Source organism: Brachybacterium sp. GCM10030267 (assembly GCF_042666875.1).
Taxonomy (GTDB): domain Bacteria; phylum Actinomycetota; class Actinomycetes; order Actinomycetales; family Dermabacteraceae; genus Brachybacterium.
Genome location: NZ_JBHTCX010000001.1, coordinates 1 through 26,931 on the forward strand (window position 1 = coordinate 1; position 26,931 = coordinate 26,931).

Genomic DNA, 26,931 nt, shown 5'->3' on the forward strand with positions numbered 1-26,931 from the left:
CCGAGTTGAAATCAACCTACTCCCGCATCACCTTCAAGATGTACTCGGTCATTGACATTTTCTCCCGGTATCGCATCGCGAGTCGAGTTGAGATCGACTCGGCAGGATGTCACGCCGTTGAAATGTTCACCGAAGCCATCGCAAGGGAGGGCGCCCCTCGAGTGATCCACTCAGACAACGGTGGGACAATGAAGTCAACCGCGCTCATGAACCTTTTCGATGAGCACGGAATCGAGGCCAGCAATAGTCGGCCATATGTCTCCAATGACAACCCGTACTCTGAGGCCGAGTTCAGCACAATGAAAAGCCGGTCGTCATACCCGGAGTATTTCGAGAGCTTGCAGAACGCTCGTGAGTTCGACCACGCATATACCGTGTGGGCGAACAATCAGCAGTACCACTCTGGCGTCGCCCACTTCACGCCGTCGCAAGTGCACTTTGGTACATGGCGCACAGTGTGGGCAAGGCGCGAGGCGACCCTACAGCGGTACTACGAGTCCCATCCCGAGCGCTTCCGAGCAAAACCCAAAACGCCGTCCCCACCAGCGACGGTCGGGATCAACCACCTCGTGCAAACAGCCTGACCCAGAACAGCCACTGACTCCAACCAGCTTGACAACACCCGTGAGCGGCACGCGCCCTCCTCCTGGGGGGGGTCGCGTGCCGCTCAGCTACATGTTCGTGCCAGTCACCTATGGGACCGCCGCCTGCCGCCCGCGTCCGGGGCCGCCTTGCACCAGTCAGCTACGCGGCAGCGCGCCGCGACTGCGCCCGGTACTGGCTGGGGCGGATCCCGTACTCCCTGGTGAACGCGGCGCTGAGCGCATAGGGGCTGGAGTAGCCGACGCGCCGGGCGACGGTCTCGATGGTGTCCTCGGTGTCCTGGAGCAGGTCGGCCGCCAGGCACAGCCGCCAGCCGGCCAGGTAGGAGATCGGCGGTTCGCCCATCACGTCGGCGAAGCGGCGGGCGAGCGTCGCGCGGGAGACCCTGGCCGCCCGGGCGAGCGACTCCACGGTCCACGGTCGTGCCGGGTCCGTGTGGAGGGCGGCGAGCGCGGGACCGACGACAGGGTCTCCGGCGGCGCCGTACCAGGCCGGCGCGCTCGCCTCGGGCAGGGCGAACCAGTCGCGCAGGGCGCCGATCAGCACCAGGTCGAGCAGACGATCCAGGACCGCCTGCTGACCGGGCTCCCGGCTGCCCAGCTCTGCCTCCAGCATGTCCAGCGCCCGCGAGCGCTGGTGACGGCGGGGCAGGACGACCGCCGGCGGCAAGGCGCCGAGGAGGCGCTCGGAAATACGGCCCGACGTCGGGAAGGTTCCCGTCAGCAGCACGTGCTCCCTCGCGGGTGCGGCACGCCGGCGGTCGAGCCCCTTTATCCCATCGAGTCTGCCTGCCGGCTCCAGACAACTGCCGTCCGCGCGCACGATGCAGCTGGGTGCCGCAGTCCTGTCGAGGGGATCGCTGGTGATGAGGACCGGGTCTGGGCCGGTGAGGATCAGGAGGTCGCGCGCAGCGAGGCCGACGGGCTCGACGCCGTCCTCGATGAGCCATGCCTGTCCCTGCAGCGGCGTGGCGACGGTGATCGAGGAGCCGGCCTCGAAGCGGATGGACCACGGCGCCTCGAGCAGATTCTGATCGATCAGCGCCCCCGAGGAGCGGATGTTGTCGAGCACTTCGGAGAGGGTGTCCACGACGCCACCCTAGTCGGCACCGGGGCCCACCCTGAGACGGTGGCGCATCTGTTTCAGCGTCAGGGACATTCTCCCGTCTCACCCGGAGGCGATGGAATGGGGCATATCCACAGACCGAGCCACGACCGAACCTGTCGCCCCCAGCCCTTGGCTCACCCCACGGCGTCAGCCCACCGGTACCTCTCATGGTCCCGCCGATCCTCACCCTTGGAGGCCCTCATGTCCGTCGACCATCCGCCCACTCCCGGCTGCGCACTCTGGGTGCTCGCGCATCCTCGGCGCGAATCGCTGAACGGCCACCTCTTCCGCACCGGCGTCGAGGTGCTCTCCCGCGATCACGAGGTGGCGACCTCGGACCTGTACGCCATGGGATTCGACCCGGCGTTCGGTGAGCAGGACCTCGGCGATCAGGCCGCCGCGCCGGGCAACCTCGCCGTCCACGCCGGGGAGGCCTACACGCGGGGCCGGGTCGCCGCCGACGTCCGCGCAGAGCACGCGAAGCTGGCCGCGGCAGAGCTGCTGGTCATCCAGTTCCCCCTGTGGTGGTACGGCCCGCCGGCGATCCTCAAGGGATGGCTGGACCGAGTGCTGACGGACAGCTTCGCCTACGACGCAGAGCTCGATCCCGAGGTCGGCATGCCGCGCCGCTACGGCGACGGCGGCCTCACCCGAAGAAAGGCTCTGGTCACCGTCTCCGCCGGCGACGACGAGCGCACCCTCGGGCCTCGCGGCGTCAGCGGCGACCTCGACTCCCTGCTGTTCCCGCTGACTCATGGGGCGCTGTGGTACGTCGGCATCGACGTGCTGGACCTGCACGTCATCCACGACGCCGACTCGATCTCCGCCGACGACGTCGAGCGGGAGACCCAGCGCCTGACGTCGCGGCTCGAGGGCCTCGAGGCCGAGAGCAACCGCCCCTACCGGCGGCTGCGCGACGGCGACTACCCCTCCCACCTGCGCTCGCTGGATCCCGGCCTGCTGCCGGGGCGCCTGGACCTCGGCATCCATCGCCGTGAGACCCCCGCGGGCGCCGACGGGAGCTCGTGACCATGGCCAACGCACGAGATGGCGTGGACGCGGTGTCCAGCACGGCGCCGACGGTGCCCTCCATGGAGGCCTGGACGACCTCCCCCACGGCTCCCGGCCGGCTGGAACTGACCCAGGTCCGCACGCCCGATCCGGGACCACAGGATGTCCTGGTCGAGGTCGCCGCCTTCGCCCCGAATCCGGGCGAACTGGTGGCGCTGGCGTCGGCGCCGGCGGGGTGGATACCCGGGTGGGACGGAGCCGGTCATGTGGTGCGCGCGGCGGCCGATGGCAGCGGTCCCCCACCCGGCGCCCGGGTCGTGTTCCTCGGGGCCGACGCGGGGTGGGCGCGACGGCGCGTCGTGCCGTCGGACTCCGTCGCCGAGGTGCCGGAGACCGCCGACCTCACCGCGGTCGCGGCGATCCCGGTGCCGATGGCCAGTGCATTGCGGGCTCTGCGCCGCCTCGGGTCGCTGTTGGGGCGCCATCTGCTCATCGTCGGGGCGAACAGCGCCGTCGGCAGCGCGGCCGTCCAGCTCGGGGCGCGCTCCGGTGCCGACGTCATCGCCGTCGCCCGGAACCGGGAGAGTCACCCCTGGCTGCGCCGGCTCGGTGCACGCGCGGTCCTCGCCGACGTGCGGGAGGTGACCACGCGCGTCCATGCCGCTCTCGACATGGTCGGCGGGCCACATCTCGTCGCGGCGTATGCAGCCCTCGAGGCCGGTGGGACCGTGGTCGCCCTGGGACACTCTGCTTCTCAGGAGGAGCACTTCCCTCTCGGGGCGTTCGAGGCCTCCAGCGGCCGGCACAATCGGGCGATCACCAGCTTCTTCCTGGGCGCTGAGGCCGAGCTCTCCACGGAGATGGCGTGGCTGGCCGGTGAGGTCCATGCCGGTCGGCTCGACCCGGGGCCGCTCGATGTGCGTTCCTGGCACGAGCTTCCCCACTGGGTGGCCGGCGGTGCTGCGCGCAGTCACGGCAGGGTCGTCTTCCGGGTCGAGTGACCGGCTGGCACAAGCCACGTTCCCGGATTGCCGCCGGTCTCGAACCAGGGGGCGGCGGCGAGGACGGCGAGGATTGGCCGAGAACGTCGCAGGATCTGCGGAAAGTGCGACGCCACGTGCCGATGTCGAAGAGTCGAGTGCGCCCGGCGACTCTCAGCTCTCGGCTCGCGCAGCGTCGCTCTCGGTGCGCCCATCGTCCATCGGATACTCGACGTAGGCGATGCTGCGACTGTCCGGGGACCAGCTGTTCACGTTCATCGTGCCCTGGCCTCCCAGCACCCGCGCGAGGTCCCGCATCCCGGCCCCGTCGGCTTCGCAGAGCCGCACGATGACGTCCCGGTCCGCCGGGTGGCCTTCGGTACCGGGCGGGAAGCTGACATAGGCCAGTCGCGTGCCGTCCGGGCTGACGTGCGGGAACCAGTTCACGCGCTCGTCGGATGTGAGCTGCTCGGCGCCGGTGCCGTCGGGACGCATGCGGAACAGCTGGGCGTGGCCGGGCCGGGTGCGGGCCCGTTCGGAGTTGAGGTAGATCCACTGCCCGTCCGGCGCGTACTCGGCGCCATCGTCGGGGAATTCATCGTCGGTGAGCTGGGTATCCGGCCCACCCGCGGCAGGGATGGTGAAGACGTTCGGGGCGCGCCAGGCGCCGTCGGCCGACGTCTCCACGCCGATGTAGGCGAGGGTCTCCCCGTCAGGACTGACGCCGTGGAGGAAGTGCAGGCGGCCATCGTCATTCGTGACCCGGGTGGCCTGCCCGCCGGCGAGCGGAGCGCGGTAGATGTGCCCGTCGTCCGCCGAGACGAAGATGTGCTCACCGTCGGGATCGAGCACGTGGTCGTTGTTCAGCTCCGGCACGTCGCCGAGGTCGATCCGCTGCGGCGCGCCGCCGTTCAGCTCGAGCCGGAACAGGTGGCCGTCGCCGTTGACGTAGAGCGCGGTGCCATCCAGCGCCCAGTTCGGGGCCTCGTAGAGCACGTCGGCCGATTCGTGGAGGACCGCGGTCTCACCGGTGTCGACGTCGAGGGTGCGGATGATCGTGCGCTGGCCCTGGGCGAGACGGCGTGCCATGAAGTACTCCTTGGTCGAGGGACGCGGAGCGGTGCGCCCCATCGCGTCGGGCCACGACCTGCGTGGCCGGGCCGTTTCGATCCTATGGCCTCAGCCCTGAACAGAGCGGGCCGCCGTCTCAACGGGCCACCGTCGCTTCCAGCGGACACCTCAGCGATCCCCCGGACGCCTCATCGAACCGGCGCCACCGTGAACCGCGAGGAGAACGGGCTCAGGCTCCCCGGGAGCGTGCTGGTATCCAGCGGCTGCTGCGCCGTCAGCGAGCGCTGCCGGACCAGCTCGCCGAGCACCATGGAGCAGGTCAGCAGCACCACGTTGCGCCCGGGGCAGATACCGGGCCCGTCGCTGAAAGGAACCAGCGGCCAGGCGCGGTCGTCCCGCTCGCCCGGCTCGTGCCCCTCCAGCCACAGCTGCGGGGCGAAGCGATGCGCCTCGGCGAGGTGGCGCTCATCGCGGTGGAAGTACGGGGCGAAGATGATCACTGCCGTCCCCGCGGGCAGGGAACCTGTGCGCCAGGTCGTCTCCTCGGTGGTGTCGCGCAGCAGCAGCGGGGTAGTGGGCCACAGCCGCAGCGACTCCAGCACGGTGGCGCGGAGGTAGGGCAGCTCCGGGGCGCGGGTCATCTCCTCCCGGGCGGTCTCGACCGCGCCGGGATGGGAGGTCAGCAGCGACAGGGCGCGGAAGGTGGCCCAGGCGGCGGCGTCGAAGGCGAACAGCCACTGCGGGATCTGCTGGATCGGTTCGGCGTCCCGGGAGGCAGGGGTGCGGGCCACCATCTCGGCGAGGCTGCCGGGTTCGGCCGCCTCGACGTAGCGGCGCAGCTGCGCCAGGAAGCTCTCGCGCAGCCGACGGTTCTGCGGCATCGCGTAGGCGAGGTTCGCCCGTCGGCGCAGGCGCCGGATGTCGTCGGTGATCTGGTGGTCCTCGCGGGCGGCGGCGCCCAGGACGATCTGGCGCACGATGCGCCACCAGGCGGTGGCGAAGCCGTCCCAGTCCAGGGTGCCGGTGAAATCGGCGTGCCCCAGCAGGGAGGTCACCTCGCGTTCGATCGCGGCGGTCATGACCTCCGCATGGCTGTGCACGGGCCTGGAGGATTCCAGGACCTCCTCGTTCAGGGGCCGGCGGGCCCGGCGCTCCTGCACGGAGGAGACCAGGGAGGATTCGGGCTCGAAGTGGTTCAGGGCCCCACGCTTCTCGAGCGTCGCGGGCGTGAACGGCTCCGGCGTGCCGTCGAGCACGCGGTGGACGTCCGCGGGTGTCAGCACAAGAGCGAGACGGCGGCCGGGGATCCGCAGCTGGACGGGCCCGTCGCCGTAGCGCTCGTGCAATCGCTGCATCTCGCGGACGCCGGCACTGTCGAGGTCGAAGCGCTCGACGAGGTTCACCGGTCCGGGCCGGCGCACGATCGGCCCTTTGACCACGGGTGAGAGCAGGACTCTCGTGAGCACCCGGGCGTGATCGGAGGCGCTCAGCAGCGGAACCTGACCGGCCCCGTCGCGGTCGGGGCTGGGCTGTCCGGAGCCGGCGTGCGTCGTGTCGCGAGGCATGACTCCAGATTCGCACGAGAAGACCCTGCGCGACCTTCCGAATGGTCCGATGGATATCGCGCGGTGGCGAACGCTGGCACGCTGTGGCCATGTCAGAGAAGACTTCCGGCCCCGGCCCCGCTGATCCGAAGCGTCAGGATCCCGACACCGACCCGTCGGCCGATCCGTGGCCGCTGCATGAGGACACCCCGGACTCCCACGAGGACCGCGGAGCCAACGCGAACCCTGATCCCGAGGAGCAGAACCTCACCGGGCTCGAGGAGGGCGGCGGTGTGCCCCCGGGCGAGACGCCGCCGGCCGAGGACCAGATGAGCTCCGACCAGGGGCACGACGAATGAGTTGAACACGTGGAGACCCGGCTGCCCCGTCGCCTCGCGCGCCGGGACGGCCGGACCGACGGATAAGGAGCACACACGATGACTGACCTGGCGGCACGGCCCGCCTTCACCGATTACCAGCGCGGGCGCGCAGCGTGGCGGCGTACCGGCATCCGGAACACCGAGTTCCGGCGCGTGATCCACCGTCTGGACGCCCTCATGGAAGAGGAGCTCACCGAGGGGTGATCACGGGAGGGCGGGCCCGATACGGTGACTCAGGCCACCTCTGATGGCTCATCCCTGATGGTTCATCCGGACGAAGGAGTTCCCATGACCGCCCCTCTCCCCCGCCGCACCCTCCTGACCGCCGGCAGCGCGGGCACCGCCGCGGCCCTGGCCGCTCTCGCCCCGACCGCCTCCGCCCAGGGTCGCAGCGGCGAGGCCCCGGCCCGCCCCGGTGGCCCACCGGCTCGTACCGCGCGCTTCACCCTCCAGGCACAGGTGCTCGACGGCGGCCAGCAGGTCACCTCCGTGGTCATCGACGCCGGTCGCCGTGGCGGCCTGATCCCGGGCGAGCTCTCCCCGGAGGCCTTCAGCGTGCACGCCACCGGCACCAATCCCGTCACCGGCACCGTCGCCTTCGACGTGGACCGCACCGTCACCGCCGCCCGCGCCGACCACAGCGGCCGGATCAGCCTGGATCTCGAGCACGGCCCGGATGTGGAGGGCGCCGGCACCCTGGAGTACCTCGACGACGCGAGCCGCAACGTCCTGTTGGAGCTCGAGTACACCCTCACCCAGAATGCTCCCCTTCCCGCCCACGGCAACGGGCACGGCTCGATCGACGAGTTCGTCCAGGACGGCCTTGTCGACGCGGAGGTGGACGCGTTCAGCTCCCACGTCGCCGCCTCCGGCACCAACTATCGCCTGTTCACCCCGCACGGGCATGGCAGCGCACGCGAGCTGTCGCTGGTGGTGTGGCTGCACGGCGGCGGCGAAGGCGGCCTGTTCGACGGGGAGATCGAGTACTACGACAACGAGACCCACCTGCGTGCCAATCGCGGCGCCCTGGCCTTCGCCACCGACGAGGCGCAGGAGATCTTCGGCGGCGCGATCGTGGTCGCTCCGCAGTGCACGTCCGCGTGGATGGACGACGGCCCGGCGTTCGAGCCGCTGATCGACGAGATCATCGAGGAGGTCGCCGCCGACCATCCCGTCGACCGCGACCGCGTCCACGTGATCGGCTGCAGCAACGGCGGCTACATGAGCCTGAAGATGGTGGTGGAGAACCCCGGCGCGTTCGCCTCCACGGTGCCGATCTGCGGCGTGGTCCAGGCACGCGGGGACTCCCCCGGCCGCCTCGTCACCGACGACGAGCTCGCCGCCATCGACACGCCCACCTGGCTGATCGCCGCGGCCGACGACACCACCGTCGATCCGCAGGCGAACACGGTCCATGCCCACGGCCTGATCCCGGACTCGATCATGAGCCTGTACGACGACGTCACCTGGGAGGGCGAGAGCTACCCCGGGCACTTCTCCTGGATCTACGCCGCCCGCAACGATCCCTCGCACCAGGGCACGCATCTGTGGGAGTGGATGGCCGCCCAGCGGCGCTGAGCGGCCGAGCCACGCTCACTCGACAGGTGGCAGGACGACTAGTAACTCCTTGGCAGGACGACTAGTAGATCGGTGGCAAAACGACTAGTAGAACCTTGGCAGAACGACTAGTAGGGAGTATCGTCGCAGGCAGGAGGTCTCATGACTCAGCCTGCACAACGGCCGGCGGACACGTACCTGCACCGCTATATCGACGACGAACTCGACGCACTCCTCCCAGACCTTTCGGCCATCGCGATCGACGGCCCCAAAGGCGTCGGGAAGACAGCCACCGCGTCTCGGCGAACAGACGCCATTCTGGCTCTGGATGATCCCGCGATCCGGTCGCTCGTCGCCGCAGATCCGCAGTTCCACCTCTCCCGTGCCGATACCGTCCTCATCGACGAGTGGCAGCATCTCCCCGAGATCTGGGATGCGGTGCGCCGCGCCGTCGATGCCCGCAGCGAGCGCACGTATCTTCTGACCGGCAGCGCATCACCGCAGACGGGGGGCGACACGCATTCGGGGGCAGGCAGGATCGTCTCGCTGAGGATGCGGCCTCTGAGCCTGGCCGAGCGCCCGACCACCGATCCCTCCGTCCGGATCACCGACCTCTTCGAGCCGGGTTCGACGATCAGGGGGCACACCGAGTTCACGCTGGCTGACTACGCCGCAGAGATCTGCGGGTCCGGGCTGCCCGATGTCCGTGCGCTTCCGCCTCGAGCGCGACGTGCAGCTCTTGCCGGTTACGTGGACCGGATCATCGACCGGGACATCCCTGCGGAGGGGATCTCCGTGCGCCGGCCCGCCTCCTTGCGCGCCTGGCTCTCGGCCTACGCCCGTGCCACGTCGACGACCACCGACTACACGAAGATCCTCGACGCGGCCACGCCGGGTGACTCGAGCAAGCCCTCCAAGGCCACCGCGCTCTCGTATCGGGACATCCTCACGAAACTGTGGATTCTCGATCCTGTCCACGCATGGCTGCCGGGGTTCTCGCAGATGACCCGGCTGACCCAGGCATCGAAGCACCACCTTGCCGATCCTGCCCTGGTGACGACACTGCTCAACATCTCGGAGAGCTCGCTGCTCTCCGGAGCCGACGGCGCTGCCGAGCTGTTCGGGCGATTGTTCGAATCACTGGCAACGCTGACGATCCGTGCTGCGGGAGCAGCGGCAGAGGCACGGGTGTTCCACCTGCGCACTCGGGGCGGGACCCGCGAGGTGGATCTGGTCCTGGAGCGATATGACGGCAGTGTCGTCGCCTTCGAGGTGAAGCTCGCTCGCACGGTCGACGATGGCGACGTCCGCCATCTGCACTGGCTGGGCGAACAGATCGGCCCTCGACTCCGCAGCAAAGTCGTGCTGACGACAGGATCGGACGCGTACCGGCGCCCGGACGGGGTCTGCGTCGTCCCGCTGGCTCTGCTCGGGTGAGCCCCGCCGCTCAGCCGTCCTCGGCGAGCGCGGCCCGTCGTGCCTCCTCGCGGCGGGAGGCCTCCCAGCTGGCCAGCAGCTGCAGTCGCTCGGCGCTCTGGGACCCGGGCTCGGCGGTGTAGATCATCAGCACGCAGCCGGGCTCCGCCGTGATCGCGAGCTCCTCGTAGGCCAGGGACACCTCACCCACGACGGGATGGTTGTACCGCTTGGTCCCCGCGCCGTGCTGGCGCACATCGTGGCGGCCCCACAGGGTGCGGAAGAGGTCCGAGCGGGTGGACAGCTCGCCCACGAGGTCCTGCAGTTCCGTGTCGTGAGGGTCGCGGGAGGCCTCCATGCGCATGATCGCCACGCACATCTCGGCGAACAGCTCCCAGTCCGGGTAGAAGTCCTTCGAGGCCGGGTCCAGGAACTGGAAGCGCGCCAGGTTCGGGGTGCGCCCGCCGTCCCCGATCAGCGGCGAGAAGAAGGCCCGGCCCAGGTCGTTGGTGGCCAGCACGTCCTGGCGCGGGTCGCGCACGAAAGCGACCCCGTCGGTCAGCGAATCCAGGGCCCATTGCAGGCTGGGTCGCAGCGCCGTCCGGCTGCTCGAGGGCCGACGGGCCCTGCCCGAGGCGGGGATGCCGTCGGCCGCGCGCGCGAGATCGAGCAGATGGGTCCGCTCGGTCTCGTTCAGCTGCAGCGCTCGGGCGAGCGCATCCAGCACGGCGGCGGAGGCGCCACCGATCCCGCCGCGCTCGAGCTTGGCGTAGTACTCGACGCTGACCCCGGCGAGGAGCGCCACCTCGCTGCGGCGCAGCCCCGGCACCCGCCGCGCGCCGACGGAGGGCAGGCCGGCCTGCTGCGGCGTGATCTTGGCGCGGCGGGAGGTGAGGAACTCGCGCACCTGAGACCTGTTGTCCATGGCGACACCTTAGGCCGCGCTCTCGGGGCACCGGGATGCTCTGGGGGGCTCTGGGGTGCCCTGCGAGTACACCCCTCATCAGTCACTCCCCACCAGCCGCCCTCTCGGCGCACCATGGGAAGGTCCATGCACAGACCCCTCAAGGAGACATCATGCGCGCCGTGATCATGCACGCCCCCGGCGACGTCCGCGTCGAGGACCGGGAGGACCCCACCATTCTCGAGCCGACGGACGCGGTCATCCGCCTGGCCGCGACCTGCATCTGCGGCTCGGACCTGTGGCCCTACCGCGGCGCCGACCAGCCCGACCACCAGCACATGGGCCACGAGTACGTCGGCGTGGTCGAGGAGATCGGCGACGCGGTCGAGACGCTCGAGGTCGGCGACTTCGTCGTCGGCTCCTTCGTGATCTCCTGCGGCCAGTGCGAGATCTGCCGCGAGGGCCACCCCTCGCGCTGCGTCAACGCGATCTTCGTCGACGGGGAGATCGGCACCCAGGCCGAGCGCGCCCGGATCCCCTTCGCCGACGGCACGCTCGTGAAGACCCCGGGCACGCCCGATCCCGAGCTCATCCCGTCCCTGCTGGCCGCCTCCGACGTGCTGGGAACCGGCTGGTTCGCGGCCGATGCCGCCCAGGCCGGCCCCGGCAAGACGGTCGCCGTGGTGGGCGACGGGGCCGTCGGCCTGCTCGGCGTGCTCTCCGCGCAGCAGATGGGCGCCGAGCGGATCATCATCTTCAGCCGCCACGCCGACCGCCAGGCACTGGCCCGAGAGTTCGGCGCCACTGACGTCATCGAGGAGCGCGGCGATGCCGGGGTGGAGAGGCTGAAGGAGCTCACCGGCGGACTCGGCGCGCACAGCATGATCGAGGCCGTGGGCACCCAGGAGTCGATGATGCAGGCGATCCGCGGCACCCGCCCCGGCGGCCACATCGGTTTCGTCGGCGTCTCGCACGACGTCGAGCTGCCCGGCCAGGAGCTGTTCTTCTCCGCCGTGCATCTGCACGGCGGCCCCGCCCCGGTGCGCCGCTACCTGCCCGAGCTGATCCAGCTGATCTGGGATCGGAAGATCGACCCGGGCAAGGTCTTCGACCTCACCCTGCCCCTCGAGCAGGCTCCCGAGGGCTACCGGGCCATGGACGAGCGCCGCGCCACCAAGGTGCTGCTGAGCGTCTGAGCTCTCACGCCGCCGTGGCCGCCTTCCGCGCAGCCACGGCGGCGTCGGCGTCGGCCGCGGCGAGCTGGGCGTTGATGTGCGCCCCGGCGAGCGCTCCGGCCGCGGCCGACGCCCCCACCTGCGCGCTCAGCTCCGCAACATTGCCGGCGGCCCAGACGCCGGGCACCTCGGTGGTACCGGCCATGCCGGTGACGATGTGGCGACCCATCCCGTGGGGCAGCTCCTCCATCGGCAGGCCGAGGGGCTCGAGGCCCTCGGTGCGCGCGTGCATGGTGGTGCCGACGGCCAGGACGCGGCGCTCCACGACCTCTCCGCCGGCCAGACGGACCCCGGCGATGGTCCCGTCCTCATCCGGGACGACCTCGGCGAGCTCGCCCTCGACGATCTTGATGCCGAGGGCGTCGAACCGCTCGCGGGTCTCGTCGTCGAGCTCGGTGCCGCGCCGGAAGTAGACGAGGTCGTCGGTGAGCTGGCGGAACAGCAGCGCCTGGTGGGCGGAGATGGGCCCGCGGGCGAGAAGCCCGATGGGCTCGTCGCGCACCTCCCAGCCGTGGCAGTACGGGCAGTGGACCACGCCGTGGCCCCAGTGCTCGGCCAGGCCCGGGACGTCGGGCAGCTCGTCGCGCAGCCCGGTGGCGATGAGCAGCCGGCGAGCAGTGAGGCGGCGACCGTCGGTCAGCTCGAGGGTGAAGCGCAGATCGCCGTCGGCCGACGGATCGGCGGCCCGCGCCGCGGCGACGGTGCCGGTCACGACGAGCCCGCCGTAGCCGCGCACCTCGCCGCGCCCCCGCTCGAGGTACTCCCCGGGCGGGGTGCCCTCATGGCCCAGCAGGCCGTGGATCCCGTCGGCCGGGGCGTTGCGCGGCGTGCCGGCGTCGATGACGACGACGGAGCGCCGGGAGCGGGCGAGCATCAGTGCGCCGCTCAGGCCGGCGGCGCCGCCGCCGAGCACGGCGACATCGACCGTGCCCTCGGGCAGAGGGTCGAATCCAGGGGTGGAGTGCGTGTCAGTCATGGAGAATCCTTCTCGTCGTCGGGGGCCTCCCTCGGAGGCGTCACCCTGAGACTAGGCAGGTGTTGCCTCGCAGGCATACACTCTTGCTCATGACGCAAGAAGATGGCGCCGTCGACGGCCTCGTGCGCAAACGGATCCGTGGCCTGCGCCTCGCGCAGGGCTGGTCGCTGGCCGACCTCGCCGAACGCGCCCACCTCAGCCAGTCCACCCTCTCGCGGATCGAGAACGGCCAGCGGCGGCTATCCCTGGATCAGCTGGTCACCCTCGCCCGCACGCTGGATACGAGCCTGGACCAGCTGGTGGAATCCGCGACCGACGACGTCGTCTCCAACCCCGTCATGGACCGCCACCTGGACGCGCTGCGGTGGAGTCTGCAGAGCAGCCCGGACACCGTCGTGCTGCGCCGGCGCCTGACCGAGCCACCTCCGGCCCCCACGAAGATGCGATCCCACCCGGGGCAGGAGTGGATCGTCGTCCTCTCCGGCACCGCGGTCGTGCTGCTGGGCGAGCGCCGCTACCGCGTCGAGACCAATCAGAGCGCCGAGTTCCCGACCATGCTCCCGCACGCCTTCGGCAGCGAGGGCGGCCCGGCCGACGTGCTCATGGTGCTCGACCGCGAGGCGCGGCGGGGGCACCGATCGGAGAACTGACCGTCGGGTCGCTCCGGTTCAGCTCTCCTTCGTCAGCGGCCGGCGCCGCTGTTTGATCCCTGCGGGACCGTAGGGGTAGTCGTCCATCTGCGGGGCGCTGACCTCGTCGAGGCGGCGCAGCTCGTCCTCGCTGAGCTGCAGGTCGGCGGCGGCCATGTTGTCTCGCAGCTGCTCCACGGTGCGCGCGCCGAGGATTACGGAGGTGACGGCGGGCTGGGCGGCGGCCCAGGCCAGGGCGACCTGGGAGAGGGAGGCGCCGTGGGCGTCGGCGATCGCGCGCACCTCGTCGATCGTGCGCCAGGTGCGCTCGTCGTCGTTGCGCTTCTGCCATGCCTCCATCCCGCGCTGCGGGTTCTCCCCCAGGCGCGTGGCGCCGGTGGGTTCCTGATCGCGCTTGTACTTCCCGGTCAGCCAGCCGCCGGCCAGCGGCGACCAGGGCAGCAGGCCCATGCCCGCGTCCTGGACGGCGGGGACGATCTCGTGCTCGATGTCCCGCACCAGCAGGTTGTACTGCGGCTGCAGGGTGACGGGGCGGGCCCAGCCGTGGGCGTGGGCGATGTGGACGGCCTTGGTCAGTTGCCAGCCGAGGTAGTTCGAGAAGCCGTAATAGGAGATCTTGCCGGCGGAGATCGCGTCGTCCAGGAAGCGCAGCGTCTCCTCGACCGGGGTCAGGGCGTCCCAGGCGTGCATCTGGTACAGGTCCACGTGCTCGACGCCGAGGCGGCGCAGGGACTTCTCCAGCGCGGTGCGCAGGTGGCGGTGGGAGATGCCGATGTCGTTGGGTCCGTCGCCGGTGCGGGCGCGGCCCTTGGTCGCCAGGACGACCTGCTCGGCCTCGGTGGGGTGCTCGGCCAGCCAGCGGCCGATGATCTCCTCGGAGGTGCCGCCGGTGTAGACGTCGGCGGTGTCGAAGAAGTTCCCGCCGCCCTCGACGAAGGCGGTCATGATGTCGAAGGAGGTCGCCTCGTCGGCCTCCTTGCCGAAGGTCATCGTGCCCAGCGTCTGCGCCGAGACGACGGTTCCGCTGCAGCCGAGAAGTCGGTAGTCCATGGTCACTCCCGTGGTCGGATTCAAGCCCTGCCGAGGCGCCGCCGATGGCGCCGAGGGCTGAGACGAGTCTGTCAGCGCCCACCGGCTGCGTCGAGGGCGGGTCGGGTGGCGGACCGGGTGATCGGGTCCTCACCGCAGCACGCCGCGCTCCCCGAGCCACGGCGCCAGCGGGTCCTCCGCCCCCATCCACGGCTCGAGGCCCGCAGCCCACTCGTCCTCGGTGAGCAGGCTGCGGCCGAGCGCCGCGCGCACCCGCTCGACATCTGCCGCGTCGACCCCGGTGACCACGAGCCGCGTGGTCGGCAGCTCGCGGCCCGTCTTCCAGGTGGCGCCGATGGAGACCTGCCCGCCGGCGCCGTCCCACTGGCAGATGGTGTCGGGGCGGTCCGGCACCCAGAAGCGTCCGCGGCTGCGCAGGCGCCCGCCGCCGAGGGCCTCGATGTTCTCGAGCAGGCGATCGGGGTGGAAAGGCCGCTCGGAGTGCAGGTCGAGAGTCCAGGTGCCGTGCGCCGATGGCCCGCCGTAGGGCTCGACCACGCGGGCGTCGCGGCGCAACAGGGCCGCCTGGTGGTCGAGCGCCCCGCTATGCATCGAGCCGCTCTCGAGGTCATGGAGTCCGACGGCCAGCAGCTGGTCAGGTGCACGCAGATGCTCGAGCAGCTCCCGGCCGGCCGCGATCCGCTGCGTGGCAGCCTCGCCGTCGGCGCCGGAAGGCCCGTCGCCGTCGAGCACGAGCAGCCCGGAGTACTCGATCTGGGCGGCGAGCGCCTCGCCCACGCTGCGCTCGTCGCCCTCGGCCCATTGCAGCTGCCGCTCGGCCAGAGTGGCATCGCCGAGGAGGTCCTCGTGGAGGCTCTCGGCCGAGAGCACGGTCGAGGCGCTCGCCAGGTGCCATGCGCGCTGGTGCGGCGCCAGGGTGCCCGCGACAATGGAAGGGTCCGCCGAGATCGGTGGCGCGAGCAGGATCACGCTGATGCGAGGGTCGCTCGCGAGACGGTTCAAAGCCGGCACGGCGTCCTCCCGCATCGCGCACGAGGCGCAGGGGTGCTCGAGGATGACCTCCTCATCCTCCGCAATGCCGTCGGCGGACAGGACGAGCCGCCGCAGGGTGACCGACTCGACGTCGACCTCGTAGCGCAGCGCCACGGCGCCCGGGACGTCCAGCAGCAGGCTCGCGACCAGCGAATCCCTCAGCACCGCGTCGATCGCAGTGACGACGGCGACAGGCGTGGAAGATTCCGCCGCTCCCGGTCGTTGACGACGGTGGATCTCTTGAGGCTCGGACATACCGGTACTGCTCCAGACGCTTGACGATAATGATTCTCAGTAGCTAGAATCTGCCGTCATGTCCCGACGCTGTCAAGTCACCGGAGCCGCACCGAGCTTCGGCAAGAACGTCTCCCACTCGCATCGGCGCACCTCGCGCCGCTTCGATCCCAACATCCAGTCCAAGCGGTTCTACGTCCCGTCCCTGGGCCGCACCGTCCGCCTGCAGGTCTCCACCACGGGCCTGCGCATCATCGACCGTCGCGGGATCGAGGCCGTCGTGGCCGAGATCCGCCGGCGCGGCGAGAAGATCTGAGAGGAACACCCATGGCGAAGAAGACCGACGTGCGCGCCACCGTGAAGATGCGCTCCACGGCCGGCACCGGCTACACCTACATGACCACCAAGAACCGCCGGAACACCCCCGATCGCCTGGTCGCACGCAAGTACGACCCGACGTTGCGCTCCGTCGTCGAGTTCCGTGAGGAGCGCTGATGGCCAAGACGTCGAAGATCGCGGCGAACGAGCGCCGTGCAGAAATCGTCGCCCGCTACGCCGTCGAGCGCCGCGCCCTCAAGCGCACCATCAAGGACCCGAGCACGCCGATGGCCGAGAAGGTCCAGGCCCAGCGCGCCCTGCAGCGCCTGCCGCGGGACGCCAGCCCCACGCGGCTGCGCAACCGCGACGCGATCGACGGCAGGCCCCGCGGGCACCTGCGCCGATTCGGGCTCTCCCGGGTCCGGTTCCGCGCCGCCGCCCACCGCGGCGAGCTGCCCGGCATCACGAAATCCAGCTGGTGAGGAGAACACCATGAAGCAGAGCATCCATCCTGACTACCGGCCCGTCGTCTTCCGCGACGCCGCCGCCGGCTACTCGTTCCTGACCCGCTCCACCCGCGGCTCCGAGAAGACGGTGACCTGGGAGGACGGCCACGAGTACCCCGTGATCGACGTCGAGGTCTCCTCGGCCTCGCACCCCTTCTACACCGGCCAGGCGAAGGTGCTGGACACCGCTGGGCGCGTGGAGAAGTTCCGCCGGCGCTACGGGCAGCGATGAAGGTCCGCTCCTCCTTGCGCTCGCTGGTCCGTAAGCCCGGCGCGCAGGTCGTGCGCCGCCGCGAGCGGATCTACGTCATCAACAAGCAGGACCCGCGCTTCAAGGGCCGCCAGAAGGGCTGACCCGCGACTCCGGCCGTGCCGGGACCAGGAACCCCTGGTCCCGGCACGGCCGTCGCATTACGGTGAAGCCACCCGCTCCGGGTACCACCGGCGAGAGGCTGGCCCATGACCGCAGTGCCCCTTCGCGAGCTTCCCCTGCTCGAGACCGACGTGCTGGTGGTCGGGGCCGGGCCGACGGGGCTGATGGCCGCTCTGGTCCTGGCCCGGCGCGGTGTGCGCGCCGAGGTTATCGACCCCAAGTCCGGCCCGACCCGTGAGTCCCGCGCCCTGGTGGTCCAGGCCCGGTCGATGGAGATCTACGATCAGCTGGGACTGGCGCAGCAGGTGCTGGAGGCGGCGAATCCTGCCACGGGGTTCCAGCTGCGGCAGTCCGCGAACCCGGAGGGGTTCCAGTTCGCTCCTGCCCAGGCCGGGGACACCCCGTTCCCCGGGGCGGAGATCTTCGAGCAGAGCCGTAACGAGGAGCTGCTGGCCTCCGCGCTCGAGGGCGAGGGGCGTCCTGTCCGATGGGGCCACCGTCTGGTCACTCTCCTCGAGGGCATCGACCCCGCGGATGAGCAGGTCGAGGCACTGGTCGAAGGACCCCAGGGGCTATGCCGGCTCCGCGCCCGCTGGTGCATCGGCGCCGACGGGGCGAGCTCCACGGTGCGTCACCAGCTCGGCCTGCCCTTCGAGGGGGTCACGGACGACGCCACCTTCTGCGTCGCCGATCTCCACGGCGTCACCGGGATCCCCGACAACACCGTCGCCGCCCGCTTCGGCGATGCCTCCTTCGCCGTGTTCATCCCGCTGGGCCCGGGCGGCCACGCCCGCCTGGTGTGCCTCAGCCCCACCGAGTCCCCGGATCAGGACGAGGTCCTGGCCGAGGCCCGCGCCGATCTCGGCATCAATTTCGAGCGCGTGGACTGGTTCTCTGCCTACCGGGTCCACCACCGCGTCGCCTCCCAGTTCCGCAAGGGGCGCGCGCTGCTCGCCGGCGACGCCGCCCACGTGCACTCCCCCATCGGCGGCCAAGGGATGAACACCGGCCTGCAGGACGCCCATCACCTGGCGAACCTCCTGGCCGACGTCGTCCGCGGCCACCTCACTCCCTCGGCCGTCGGACGCTACGAACGGGAGCGGCGACCCGTCGCTCTCACCCTGATCGAGGGCACCGACCGCGCCTTCGGGATCATCGCCCGCCGCGGCCGCGGGGCCGCGGCGCTGCGACGCCGGTTCAGCGGGATCATCTCGCTCCTCGGCCCGACGCTGTTCCGGTCAGCCCTGGGCCCGCACCTGGGCGGGCTGCTCGGCCAGTACCGGATCCGCTACCGGCAGGTGCCGGCCGGCACGACGCCGCCGGCCTGGGCCGATGATCCGGCAGTGGGCCTGCGGCTGCTGGCCGACGGGGAGAGGGCGGACGCTCTGCACGCGATGACCTGGCAGCTGCACACCTACGGAAGCCGGGCGCGCCGCCCTGCCGTTCCGGACTGGATCGAGGGCCCGTTCGCCTTCGCCGCGGATCCCCGGGGCCGGCTGCGGCGCGATCGGATGTACCTGATCCGGCCCGACGGCTTCGTCGCCGCCGCGTTCCCGCTGCATGCCGGCGCCGCGAGCACCTACGACGTGAGCTCGGCGCTTGCGGCGTTCGAGGTCGTCGCGTGAGGCCGCCGCTAGCCGACAGACCCCCTTACCCCGGGCCCCGCGCCTGACGCAAGTGACGTCCGGGGCGGGCTCAGAGAATCAGGACGGCTGATAGGCCACAGCCGGTTCGCCGCACCCGCGTCACGCCTGCCCGCCGTCGAAGTACGCCCGCACGTCCTCCGTCACGGCGGGCACCTCGAGCGGCACTCCCCCGCTGCGGATCGACTCGGCGCCGCGCACCCCGGTGGCCACGGCCTCGCGGGCTGCGATCGCGGAGACCTCGGTGGCGCCGCCGTCGCGCGCGAAGCGGAGGAACTCCGCGACCAGGCGCGGATCGGCGCCGCCGTGCCACCCCTCGGCGCGCTCGATGACCTCGACGGCGTCGGGGCGGCCGGGTCCGGAACGGCGCGATTCCCAGATGTGGATCTGGTCCCCGCCGTCGTTCCCCATGTTCTCGATCCGTCCCGCGTCGCCGATCGCGGTGTAATTGCGCCAGTAGTCGGGGGTGAAGTGGCACTGCTGGTAGGAGGCCAGCACCCCGTTGTCCAGCGTCATCGACAGCATCGAGATGTCCTCGACGTCGATGACGGGGTTCAGCTCCTTCTGGGCGGTGGGAGGCCAGGTGTCCTCGTCGTACCAGTCGCCCATCCGGCGGTCCGAGTTGTCCCGGCGATCGGTGATGTCCCCGTAGACGGCGAGGTCGCCGATGCCCGAGACGCGGCGGGTGTAGCCGCCGGCGAGCCAGTGGATGACGTCGATGTCGTGGGCGCCCTTCTGCAGCAGCAGACTCATCGCCTTGTCCCGCTCGGCGTGCCAGTCCTTGAAGTAGAAGTCGCCGCCGGCGCCCACGAAGTGGCGGCACCAGATGGCGCGTACCCGGCCGATGCGACCGGAGTCGATGATCTCCTTCAGCTGCCGGACCACCGGCATGTGGCGCATGTTGTGGCCGATGTACAGCCGAGCGCGCTTGTCCCGGGCCATGGCGAGCATGGCGTCGGTGTCCTCGATCCGGATCGCCATCGGCTTCTCGCAGAAGGTGGCCACGCCTGCCTCGAGCGTCTTCAGCGCGACCTCGGCATGCGCGTAGTCGGGGGTCAGGATCATGACCGCGTCGACGTCGTGCCCGGCCAGCAGCTGGTCGACGTCCTCGACCAGCGCGATGTCCTCCCCGAGCCGCGCGCGGGCCATCTCCTTGCCACGCTCCGACGGGTCGGCGACCACGGTGATCCGGGAGCCCTCGCCGGGGCGGTGGGCGTGCTCGGCCAGCGGCGAGCGCGCCCCGAAGCCGATCACCCCGATCCTCAGATCCGACATGGCAGGGGCCGACGGGGTGGGCTGAGGTGGCGTGAGGCCGGGCATGAGTCTCCGTTCAGTGGCGGGGGTGCGAGGGGCACGGCAGGTGATGGAGGGGGCGAACTGCGGGGCGGCATCGGATGACGGGAGCGGTGGGACGAGGGGGACCGGGCCGGGAACCGGTGACGCAGTCCGACGCGCCGCGGCATTCCCCCGATTCGTGGCGGTAGTGCAACGTATCGGGGGAGTGGCGGGCGACGACGCGTGTGTCGGGGTGGCCCGGGCACGCAGGCCGCCCGCGCGCAGACCGACCGCACCCAGGCCGCCCACCGCGGTATGCCCGCTCAGCTCTCGCGCACCACCGCCGCGGCGCCGGCGTGCACGGTCACGGCGCCTTCGACATCGGTGGCCGAGAGCATCTCGTAGCCGCTGACCTGCACCACCTGGTCGCGGTCGGAGTGGTTGAGCACGAACAGGTAGGTGGTGCCGTCCTCCGCGAAGCGACGCACCGCCTCGACATCGCGGTGCAGCCCTGCCACCGACGGCTCCACGCCGGCCGCGGCGACGATCTCGGCCACCAGGGCCTCGAGCCCCTCGGCCGACGGGCGGGCGGCGACGTACCAGGCCGCGCCCTCCCCCACCGGGTTCCGGGTCACAGCGGGCCGGCCGTGCAGCGGTCCGTCGGCCCAGCTGCGGATCGCTTCGGCACCCTCGAGGCGGGTCTTCTCGCTCCACAGATCGGCCTCGGTGCCGTCGTCCAGATGCAGCACCTGGTCCGCCAGCAGCGGGGCGAACTCCTCGGTGCGCACGCCGAGCAGGTCACGGAAGGCACCGGGGTAGCCGCCGAGGCGCACATGGTCGTTCTCGTCGACGATGCCGGAGAAGAAAGTGATGACCACCTGCGCCCCCGAGCGCGCGGCCGCGGCGAGACGGTCGGCGTCCTCGTCGCGCACCGTGTACAGGGTGGGGGCGAGCACCAGCTCGTAGCCGGTCAGGTCTGCGTCGACCGGCACCATGTCCACTCCCACGCCGAGATCCCAGAAGGCGGTGTACCAGCGCAGCAGCTCCTCGCTGTAGCGCAGCGCCTGGGTGGGGTGGGAATCCAGTTCGCTCGCCCACCAGGAGGGATAGTCCACGATGATCGCGATCCGGTTCAGGACGCGGCTGCCGCGCACCTCGGCCAGTGCTTCCAGGGCGCGGCCGAGCGCGACGGTGCTGCGCCAGATGTCGGTGTCGCGGCCGGCGTGGGGCACCATCGCCGAGTGGAACTTCTCCGCGCCCGCGCGGGACTGGCGCCACTGGAAGAACATCACCCCGTCGGCCCCGCGGGCCACGTGCGCCAGGGAGTTGCGCAGCATCTCGCCGCGGCCCTTGGCGCGGTTGCGAGGCTGCCAGTTCACGGCGGAGGTGGAGTGCTCCATGAGGATCCACGGGTCGCCGCCGGCCACGCCGCGGGAGAGGTCCGCGGCCAGCGCCAGCTCGATCTGGCCGCGCGGGTCGTCGGCGATCAGATAGTGGTCGTTGGCCACCAGGTCGAGGTCATCGGCCCACGAGTAGTAGTCCATCCACTTGGTGTCGGACTTGAGCATGAGGTTCGTGGTGGTGGGGATCTGCGGGGTGATCTCGCGCAGCACGTCGCGCAGGGCCCGGTAGTGGGTCAGCAGCTCGTCGCTCGAGAAGCGGGCGAAGTCCAGCTGCTGGGTGGGATTGGCGTAGGTCGGCGCCGCGCGCGGCGGCAGGATCTCGCGGAAGGTGTCGTAGCGCTGGGACCAGAACGCGGTGCCCCAGGCGTCGTTGAGCGCGTCGATCGATCCGTACCGGCGCTCGAGCCAGGTGCGGAAGGCGGCCGCGGCCCGGTCGGAGTAGTCGTGGGGGACGTGGCAGCCCAGCTCGTTGTCCACGTGCCACAGCGCCAGCGCGGGGTGCTCGCCGTAGCGTTCGGCCATCATCCGGGTCATGCGCACCGCGTACTCCCGGAACAGCGGGGAGGAGACGGCGTAGGCCTGGCGCCCGCCCTGACCGAGCACGGTGCCGTCCTCGGTGACGGGGAGGATCTCGGGGTGGTGGCGGGTCAGCCACGGCGGCGGCGACGCGGTCGCGGTGGCCAGGGCCACCTTGATCCCGGCCTCGCCGAGGCGGTCCATGGTCTCGTCCAGCCAGGTGAAGTCGTAGTCGCCCTCGCGGGGCTCGATCGTGGCCCACGCGAAGATGGCGACGCTGACCAGGTTCACGCCGGCCTCGCGCATCAGGTCGATGTCCTCGAGGCGCACCTCCTGCGGCCACTGCTCGGGGTTGTAGTCGCCGCCGTAGGCGATCCCCTCGACGCCGACGGGCCAGGGTCGTGCAGCAGTCATGTCTCCTCCATCGCGAGATCATTCGGGAAGCGCTTCGGCCAGCATAGATGCCGTCATCGCGTCTGCGTCGGATCGCCGATCCAGCCGACGACGAGCGGGGCGAGCGTCGAGGTCTCGTAGGCGACGACCAGGAAGGGCGAATCCAGCACGAGTTCGTGCTCCTCCGCGGGCGCCGAGACCGCCTCGGCGACGACGGCCGTGGCCGCTGCCGCCTCCATGCCCTCCTCGTCCACGGTGATCACCGCCTTCTGGATCACTTGCGAGATGGACAGGTCCGTCTCGGCGGTGATCCCGGAGAAGTCGGCCGCACCGGCATCGAAGGCATCGCTCATGCCCAGCTCCTGCAGCGGCCCCGACAGCTCGCCGGCCCAGCCGATGTCGAACCCGGGCAGAGTGAGCTCGGTGGCACCGTCGGAGGCATCGAGCCCGCTCAGCAGCGCCGAGAGGCTGGCTGCAGTGTCGTCGGCGCTCTCCGCCCACGCATCGAGCACGGCGGCCACTTCCTCGAGCGGCTGAACGAGAGCGAGCGCGAGGTCGCCCCCGTACGTCCCCAGCGCCGTCGCCCGGCACAGCTCGTCCTCGTACCAGCTGCCGGTCGTGCCGCTGAGCATCTCGACGCTCTTCTCCTCGCCCTCGGCGGTGGTGAACGTGCCGCCGGAGCGAGTCAGCGTGTCCTGCCAGGCTGCCTTCAGGTGCAGCGCATTGACCAGCACCAGCCGTGTCTGCGCATCGAGGGCGTCCTCGGGGACCAGCTCCTCGATCAGATCGTTCGTGGCCTCGGCGACCCAGTCGTTGATCCGCTGGCGGGCCTGCTCCCGCTCGGCGTCGTCGGCGAAGTCCGCCTCGTAGACGCCGCTGGCGAAGTAGGTGGCCAGGCCCTCGAGGAAGCCGTCCTCGACGGCCATCCCCTCCTGCAGCCAGGTGCCGTTCACCAATGAGGCGACGGGCGGCTGCGGGGCATCGTCCCCGGCGTTGTCCCGTTCCTGATCGCCCACGGCGGCCAGCACGGTGGCGAGGGTGTTGGAGTCCTGGGCGAGCTCGTCGATGCTCCCGCCGAGGGCCTCCTCCATCTGGGCGCGGGTGTCCCCGGCTGCTCCCAGTCCGGCCATGGTCAGCGCGATCTGGGCGGACAGCGGTGAGCACACGGCGTTGACGGCGCTGCGGTCGATGCCTGCCCACAGCCGCGCCGTGAAGGGCACGACGCTCTCGCCGGCGCTCTCGGGCGAGCCGGGCTCGGCACGCGGCAGCTCGGCTCTCAGATCCGGCTCGCCGACCTCGCCCTGCCCGTCGTCGCCGCAGCCCGCCAGAGCGACCGGCGCGAACGGGAGGGCCGCCCCGGCCGTCAGGACGGAGCGCCGGCGCCACTCCGGGCGACGTGCACGGCGGGGCGGAGCAGCAGTGGTGGCCATGTCCTCATCGAAGACGGGACGACGGCCCGGTGCAAGGGCTCCGGCGTGGCGAATCGGCCCCGGGGCCGTGCGGGGCCGGGGCGAGATCACCCCTTGACCGACCCCTCCGTCAGCCCGCCGCGCCAGAAGCGCTGCAGGACCAGGATGAGGATGGCCAGCGGGATCACCGACAGCAGCGCGCCGCCGACGGTGAGCTGGTAGAACTCCGGCAGCCGGTCGGTCTGGGCCCGCCAGTTGTCCAGGCCCAGGGTGATCGGATAGAGCGTCTCGTCGGCCAGCATCACCAGCGGCAGCATGTAGTTGTTCCAGATCGCGACGAACTGGAACAGCACGATCGTCACCAGGGCCGGGGTGAGCTGCGGCAGCGCGAGCCGGTGGAACAGCCCCAGCTCCCCCACCCCGTCGATCCGGCCGGCCTCCAGCAGCTCGTCCGGGACCGCGGCGCTGGCGTAGATCGAGGCCAGGAACAGACCGAACGGGCTGACCAGAGAGGGGATCAGCACCGACCAGTAGGTGTTCGTGATCCCGATGGAGCTGAACAGGAAGAACAGCGGCAGCGCCACCGCGGTGCCGGGCACCAGCACGCCGCCGAGGACCAGCACGTAGACCAGGCGCCGGCCCGGGAAGCGGTACTTCGCCAGGGCGTACCCCGCGGCGGCCGCGAAGTAGGTGGCCAGCACCGAGCCGACTCCCGCGTACAGCACGGAGTTCAGCGCCCACCGCGGGAAGATCCCGCCGTTGGCCGAGAGCACCGCGCGGATGTTCTCGAGCAGCTGGAAGTCCTGGCCGAACCAGAAGCCGCTGGTGCCGAACAGGTCCTCGGTGGACTTGGTGGCGTTGACGAGAACCCAGTACACCGGCACCAGGAAGTAGATCGCGATGACGGCGAGGATCGCGGTGACCAGGATGGTGGTGGTTGGTCTGCGCCCCGCCTCGCGGGAACCGGAGCGGCCGTCGGCGACGGGCGCGGCGCGGCGGCGGGTGGGGGTCTGCGTGGTGGTCATCGGCGCTTCTCCGTCCAGGAGGAGACTCCCAGCGCGATCGCCGAGAGCACGAAGGCGGAGACCGCGATGATCACGGCCTGCGCGGCGGCCATGCCGACGTCGTTGTACTGGAACGCGAAGGCGTAGGCGGCCATGTTCGGGGTGTACTCCGAGGTGATCCCGGCGCTCATGTTCTGCATCAGCCGCGGTTCGGCGAACAGCTGCAGGGTGCCGATGATCGAGAAGATGATCGTCAGCATCACCGCGGGGCGGATCAGCGGCAGCTGGAGGGAGCGGACGATCCGCATCGGCCCGGCTCCGTCGATCTTCGCCGCCTCGTACAGCTCGCCGGGGATCGCCTTGAGCTGGGCGATGATGATCAGCATGTTGTACCCGGTGTAGGTCCAGGTCACGATGTTCGCGATCGACCACAGCACCAGTTCGGGGGCCAGGAAGTCGATGTTGATGCCGACGATCCCGAGGACGTCCACGATGGGGCTGAGCCCGGGGATGTACAGGAAGGACCACAGGATCGTGGCGATCACGCCGGGGATCCCGTAGGGCAGGAAGTAGGTGGCGCGGAAGAAGCCGGGCCACCTCGCGCTCGCGCTCTCCAGCAGCAGCGCGAGGATGGTGGCGGCGACGATCATCACCGTCACCTGGACCACGCCGAACAGGATCATCCGCCCGATAGAGGCGATGAAGTTCGCGTTCGACAGCGCGGCGACGTAGTTCTCCAGCCCGGCGAAGGCGCTGGTGACGCCTTCCTCGCCGAGCAGCCCGGAGCGTTCGACGCTGGTGAAGCTGTAGCCGATGGCCATGATGATCGGGATGATCATGGTGCCGATGAACAGCACCAGGAATGGCCCGAGCAGGAGCCAGGGGGCGGTCTTCGATCTCATCGTGCCTCCTCCGCGTCCAGTCCGATCTCGCGCATGATCCGGACGATCTCCGCCTGGGTCTCGGCGAACATGTCCGTCAGCGGGACCTCGCCGGTGATGGCGCCGTTCATCCCGTCACCAATGATCGCCATCGCCCGCTGCATGAGCGGCGCCCAGGTCCACTCGAGGTTCTGACCCTCGGCCATGGGGACGAACACCTCTTCGTTGTAGTTCTGGCCGGAGAAGAACTCGGAGGGCTCCTGACGGACCTCTCCGATGTAGTCGGCCGCCGGCGACCAGCCGATGCCGGAGTTCTCGATCATGGCGTCGATGCCGACGGGGTCCGTGCACATCCAGGTCAGGAACTCCAGCGCTTCCGCAGGGTGCGCACTGTTGGACAGCACCGCGGCCGATGACCCGCCGTGGGCGCCCGAGGCGAAACCGTCCTCCCACCTGGGCATGGGCGCGACCGCCCATTTCCCCTCCGCCCCGGGCGTGGTCTGGATCAGGGCATCGCTCCAGGAGCCGGAGATGGAGGCGAGCACGTCCCCGGCTCCCGCCGCGGCGTACCAGGGCGTGGAGAAGGCGCCGTACCCGGTGCCGACGAGCTTCTCGGCGAGGATGCCGTCCCAGAACTCCGCGACGCGCATGGAGGCGTCGTCGGTCATGTTCACGATCCAGCCGTCCCCCTCCGGGGTGAACCACTGCGCGCCGGACTGCATCGCCCACGCGACCGGATGGGAGCCGTCGCCGGGATCGAGGGTGATCAGCTGCTTGCCGGCCTCGGAGACGGTGCCGGCGAGCTCGCGGAACTCCTCCCAGGTCGCCGGGGGCTCCAGTCCCATCTCGCCCTCGAGCACCTCACGGTTGTAGAAGGTGCCGACGGGGCCCGTGTCCTGCGGGACGGCCCAGTAGGAATCGCCGACCTTGACCTGGGAGACGGCGCCGGGGTCGAAGGCGGACTCCTGGTCCGCGAAGCCGTACCGGGTGAGGTCCACCAGCGCGCCGGCGAGCGCGAACTCGGGCACGGACCGCAGCTCCACCTGGGCGATGTCGGGGCCGCCGCCGGCGGCGACTGCCGAGAGGATCTTGGCGTAGCCGCCGTCGGGACCGCCGGGGATCCAGGTGGTCTCCACGCGGATCCGATCCTGGCTCTGGTTGAAGATGTCGGCGACCTTCTGGAGGTCTTTCAGCCACGCCCAGTAGGTGAGGGTGACGGGTCCGTCGGCCGCCGGGATGGTGGCCTCGGCGTTGACGCCGCCGGGGTTGGGCGGCGCGCACGCGGCGGCGGCAGCGGCCAGGGTGGCCGCTCCCGAGCCGGCGAGCGCTGAGCGCCGCGAGAATCTGCTCATGGGGCTGGTCTCCTCTCCTCGTCCTCGAGGGTGAGGCCACCATAACCGCACGCCCCGAACGTTCCCCGAACCCGACGGGAAGCGGTTGCCGTGTCGGCCGTTCCGCCG

The 26,931-nt window shown here is 70.7% G+C and carries 28 protein-coding genes; 15 read left to right on the forward strand and 13 right to left on the reverse strand.

From position 1 onward, the window contains the following. On the forward strand, nt 1-584 hold a 584-nt coding region (locus ACFQS2_RS00005; RefSeq protein ID WP_377792270.1), incomplete at its 5' end, for a transposase. A gap of 160 nt (nt 585-744) precedes the next feature. On the opposite strand, the gene ACFQS2_RS00010 is transcribed toward ACFQS2_RS00005, so the two are convergent. Beyond that, entirely contained in the window at nt 745-1,692 is a 948-nt protein-coding gene (locus ACFQS2_RS00010; protein WP_377792271.1) for an AraC family transcriptional regulator, read from the reverse strand. Nucleotides 1,693-1,911: 219 nt separating this feature from the next. On the opposite strand from ACFQS2_RS00010, the gene ACFQS2_RS00015 reads away from it, so the two are divergent. Both ACFQS2_RS00015 and ACFQS2_RS00020 read left to right on the forward strand, forming a co-directional pair. Beyond that, nucleotides 1,912-2,739, forward strand: coding sequence for an NAD(P)H-dependent oxidoreductase (locus ACFQS2_RS00015; RefSeq protein WP_377792272.1), 828 nt, complete (start codon nt 1,912-1,914; stop codon nt 2,737-2,739). Nucleotides 2,740-2,741: 2 nt separating this feature from the next. Further along, complete coding sequence (locus ACFQS2_RS00020; RefSeq protein WP_377792273.1) at nt 2,742-3,722, forward strand: zinc-binding dehydrogenase; 981 nt, start codon at nt 2,742-2,744, stop codon at nt 3,720-3,722. A 153-nt stretch (nt 3,723-3,875) separates the two neighbouring features. Here the strand turns inward: ACFQS2_RS00020 and ACFQS2_RS00025 are convergent, their stop codons facing one another. Next, nucleotides 3,876-4,790, reverse strand: coding sequence for a TolB family protein (locus ACFQS2_RS00025; protein WP_377792274.1), 915 nt, complete (start codon nt 4,788-4,790; stop codon nt 3,876-3,878). A 170-nt stretch (nt 4,791-4,960) separates the two neighbouring features. Beyond that, a complete protein-coding gene (locus ACFQS2_RS00030) occupies nt 4,961-6,337 on the reverse strand; it encodes a cytochrome P450 (protein ID WP_377792275.1) in 1,377 nt (458 codons plus the stop codon). 89 nt (nt 6,338-6,426) lie between these two features. On the opposite strand from ACFQS2_RS00030, the gene ACFQS2_RS00035 reads away from it, so the two are divergent. From ACFQS2_RS00035 to ACFQS2_RS00050, 4 genes are all read left to right on the forward strand, one after another. Further along, the gene (locus ACFQS2_RS00035; protein WP_377018904.1) at nt 6,427-6,675 is read left to right on the forward strand and encodes a DUF6480 family protein; all 249 of its coding nucleotides are present in this window, start codon (nt 6,427-6,429) and stop codon (nt 6,673-6,675) included. A 78-nt stretch (nt 6,676-6,753) separates the two neighbouring features. Then, the gene (locus tag ACFQS2_RS00040; RefSeq protein WP_377018903.1) at nt 6,754-6,900 is read left to right on the forward strand and encodes a hypothetical protein; all 147 of its coding nucleotides are present in this window, start codon (nt 6,754-6,756) and stop codon (nt 6,898-6,900) included. An 84-nt stretch (nt 6,901-6,984) separates the two neighbouring features. Further along, nucleotides 6,985-8,274: a prolyl oligopeptidase family serine peptidase gene (locus ACFQS2_RS00045; RefSeq protein WP_377792276.1), complete on the forward strand. Its 1,290-nt coding sequence runs from the start codon at nt 6,985-6,987 to the stop codon at nt 8,272-8,274. Between the two features lie 141 nt (nt 8,275-8,415). Then, nucleotides 8,416-9,690, forward strand: a complete 1,275-nt coding sequence (locus ACFQS2_RS00050; protein WP_377792277.1) for an ATP-binding protein — start codon at nt 8,416-8,418, stop codon at nt 9,688-9,690. A gap of 10 nt (nt 9,691-9,700) precedes the next feature. On the opposite strand, the gene ACFQS2_RS00055 is transcribed toward ACFQS2_RS00050, so the two are convergent. Beyond that, a complete protein-coding gene (locus ACFQS2_RS00055; protein ID WP_377792278.1) occupies nt 9,701-10,594 on the reverse strand; it encodes a helix-turn-helix domain-containing protein in 894 nt (297 codons plus the stop codon). Between the two features lie 152 nt (nt 10,595-10,746). Here ACFQS2_RS00055 and ACFQS2_RS00060 point away from each other — a divergent pair, with 152 nt between their 5' ends. Continuing rightward, a complete protein-coding gene (locus ACFQS2_RS00060; protein WP_377792279.1) occupies nt 10,747-11,769 on the forward strand; it encodes a zinc-dependent alcohol dehydrogenase family protein in 1,023 nt (340 codons plus the stop codon). A gap of 4 nt (nt 11,770-11,773) precedes the next feature. On the opposite strand, the gene ACFQS2_RS00065 is transcribed toward ACFQS2_RS00060, so the two are convergent. After that, nucleotides 11,774-12,784 (reverse strand): NAD(P)/FAD-dependent oxidoreductase, encoded by a 1,011-nt coding sequence (locus tag ACFQS2_RS00065; RefSeq protein ID WP_377792280.1) that lies wholly within the window; start codon nt 12,782-12,784, stop codon nt 11,774-11,776. Nucleotides 12,785-12,873: 89 nt separating this feature from the next. On the opposite strand from ACFQS2_RS00065, the gene ACFQS2_RS00070 reads away from it, so the two are divergent. After that, nucleotides 12,874-13,434 carry a helix-turn-helix domain-containing protein gene (locus tag ACFQS2_RS00070; protein ID WP_377792281.1) on the forward strand — a complete coding sequence of 187 codons (561 nt, stop codon included), beginning with the start codon at nt 12,874-12,876 and terminating at the stop codon, nt 13,432-13,434. Between the two features lie 18 nt (nt 13,435-13,452). Here the strand turns inward: ACFQS2_RS00070 and ACFQS2_RS00075 are convergent, their stop codons facing one another. Together ACFQS2_RS00075 and ACFQS2_RS00080 are read right to left on the reverse strand one after the other, a co-directional pair. Next, nucleotides 13,453-14,484: an aldo/keto reductase gene (locus ACFQS2_RS00075; RefSeq protein ID WP_377792282.1), complete on the reverse strand. Its 1,032-nt coding sequence runs from the start codon at nt 14,482-14,484 to the stop codon at nt 13,453-13,455. A gap of 129 nt (nt 14,485-14,613) precedes the next feature. Further along, a complete protein-coding gene (locus ACFQS2_RS00080; RefSeq protein ID WP_377792283.1) occupies nt 14,614-15,771 on the reverse strand; it encodes a GTP-binding protein in 1,158 nt (385 codons plus the stop codon). Nucleotides 15,772-15,829: 58 nt separating this feature from the next. On the opposite strand from ACFQS2_RS00080, the gene rpmB reads away from it, so the two are divergent. The 6 genes from rpmB (at nt 15,830) to ACFQS2_RS00110 (ending at nt 18,572) form a co-directional block, all read left to right on the forward strand. Beyond that, complete coding sequence (rpmB, locus tag ACFQS2_RS00085; protein ID WP_377792284.1) at nt 15,830-16,066, forward strand: 50S ribosomal protein L28; 237 nt, start codon at nt 15,830-15,832, stop codon at nt 16,064-16,066. 11 nt (nt 16,067-16,077) lie between these two features. Further along, nucleotides 16,078-16,245, forward strand: a complete 168-nt coding sequence (gene rpmG, locus ACFQS2_RS00090; RefSeq protein WP_377792285.1) for a 50S ribosomal protein L33 — start codon at nt 16,078-16,080, stop codon at nt 16,243-16,245. After that, on the forward strand, nt 16,245-16,550 hold the full coding sequence (gene rpsN, locus ACFQS2_RS00095; protein ID WP_377792286.1) for a 30S ribosomal protein S14: 306 nt from the start codon (nt 16,245-16,247) through the stop codon (nt 16,548-16,550). The genes rpmG and rpsN overlap by 1 nt, the downstream gene beginning before the upstream one ends. A gap of 10 nt (nt 16,551-16,560) precedes the next feature. Continuing rightward, complete coding sequence (locus ACFQS2_RS00100; RefSeq protein WP_377018886.1) at nt 16,561-16,806, forward strand: type B 50S ribosomal protein L31; 246 nt, start codon at nt 16,561-16,563, stop codon at nt 16,804-16,806. Next, nucleotides 16,803-16,928, forward strand: a complete 126-nt coding sequence (locus ACFQS2_RS00105) for a ribosomal protein bL36 (RefSeq protein ID WP_377792287.1) — start codon at nt 16,803-16,805, stop codon at nt 16,926-16,928. Before ACFQS2_RS00100 ends, ACFQS2_RS00105 begins: the two co-directional genes overlap by 4 nt. A gap of 105 nt (nt 16,929-17,033) precedes the next feature. Continuing rightward, entirely contained in the window at nt 17,034-18,572 is a 1,539-nt protein-coding gene (locus ACFQS2_RS00110) for an FAD-dependent monooxygenase (protein ID WP_377792288.1), read from the forward strand. A gap of 120 nt (nt 18,573-18,692) precedes the next feature. On the opposite strand, the gene ACFQS2_RS00115 is transcribed toward ACFQS2_RS00110, so the two are convergent. From ACFQS2_RS00115 to ACFQS2_RS00140, 6 genes are all read right to left on the reverse strand, one after another. After that, nucleotides 18,693-19,910 carry a Gfo/Idh/MocA family protein gene (locus ACFQS2_RS00115; RefSeq protein WP_377792289.1) on the reverse strand — a complete coding sequence of 406 codons (1,218 nt, stop codon included), beginning with the start codon at nt 19,908-19,910 and terminating at the stop codon, nt 18,693-18,695. 278 nt (nt 19,911-20,188) lie between these two features. Continuing rightward, a complete protein-coding gene (locus ACFQS2_RS00120) occupies nt 20,189-22,198 on the reverse strand; it encodes a beta-galactosidase (RefSeq protein ID WP_377792290.1) in 2,010 nt (669 codons plus the stop codon). Between the two features lie 53 nt (nt 22,199-22,251). Continuing rightward, nucleotides 22,252-23,607: a serpin family protein gene (locus ACFQS2_RS00125; RefSeq protein WP_377792291.1), complete on the reverse strand. Its 1,356-nt coding sequence runs from the start codon at nt 23,605-23,607 to the stop codon at nt 22,252-22,254. Nucleotides 23,608-23,693: 86 nt separating this feature from the next. Further along, nucleotides 23,694-24,611, reverse strand: a complete 918-nt coding sequence (locus tag ACFQS2_RS00130; RefSeq protein ID WP_377018880.1) for a carbohydrate ABC transporter permease — start codon at nt 24,609-24,611, stop codon at nt 23,694-23,696. Continuing rightward, a complete protein-coding gene (locus ACFQS2_RS00135) occupies nt 24,608-25,492 on the reverse strand; it encodes a carbohydrate ABC transporter permease (RefSeq protein ID WP_377018879.1) in 885 nt (294 codons plus the stop codon). The genes ACFQS2_RS00130 and ACFQS2_RS00135 overlap by 4 nt, the downstream gene beginning before the upstream one ends. Further along, nucleotides 25,489-26,823 carry an ABC transporter substrate-binding protein gene (locus ACFQS2_RS00140; protein WP_377792292.1) on the reverse strand — a complete coding sequence of 445 codons (1,335 nt, stop codon included), beginning with the start codon at nt 26,821-26,823 and terminating at the stop codon, nt 25,489-25,491. Before ACFQS2_RS00140 ends, ACFQS2_RS00135 begins: the two co-directional genes overlap by 4 nt. Nucleotides 26,824-26,931 lie beyond the last annotated feature (108 nt).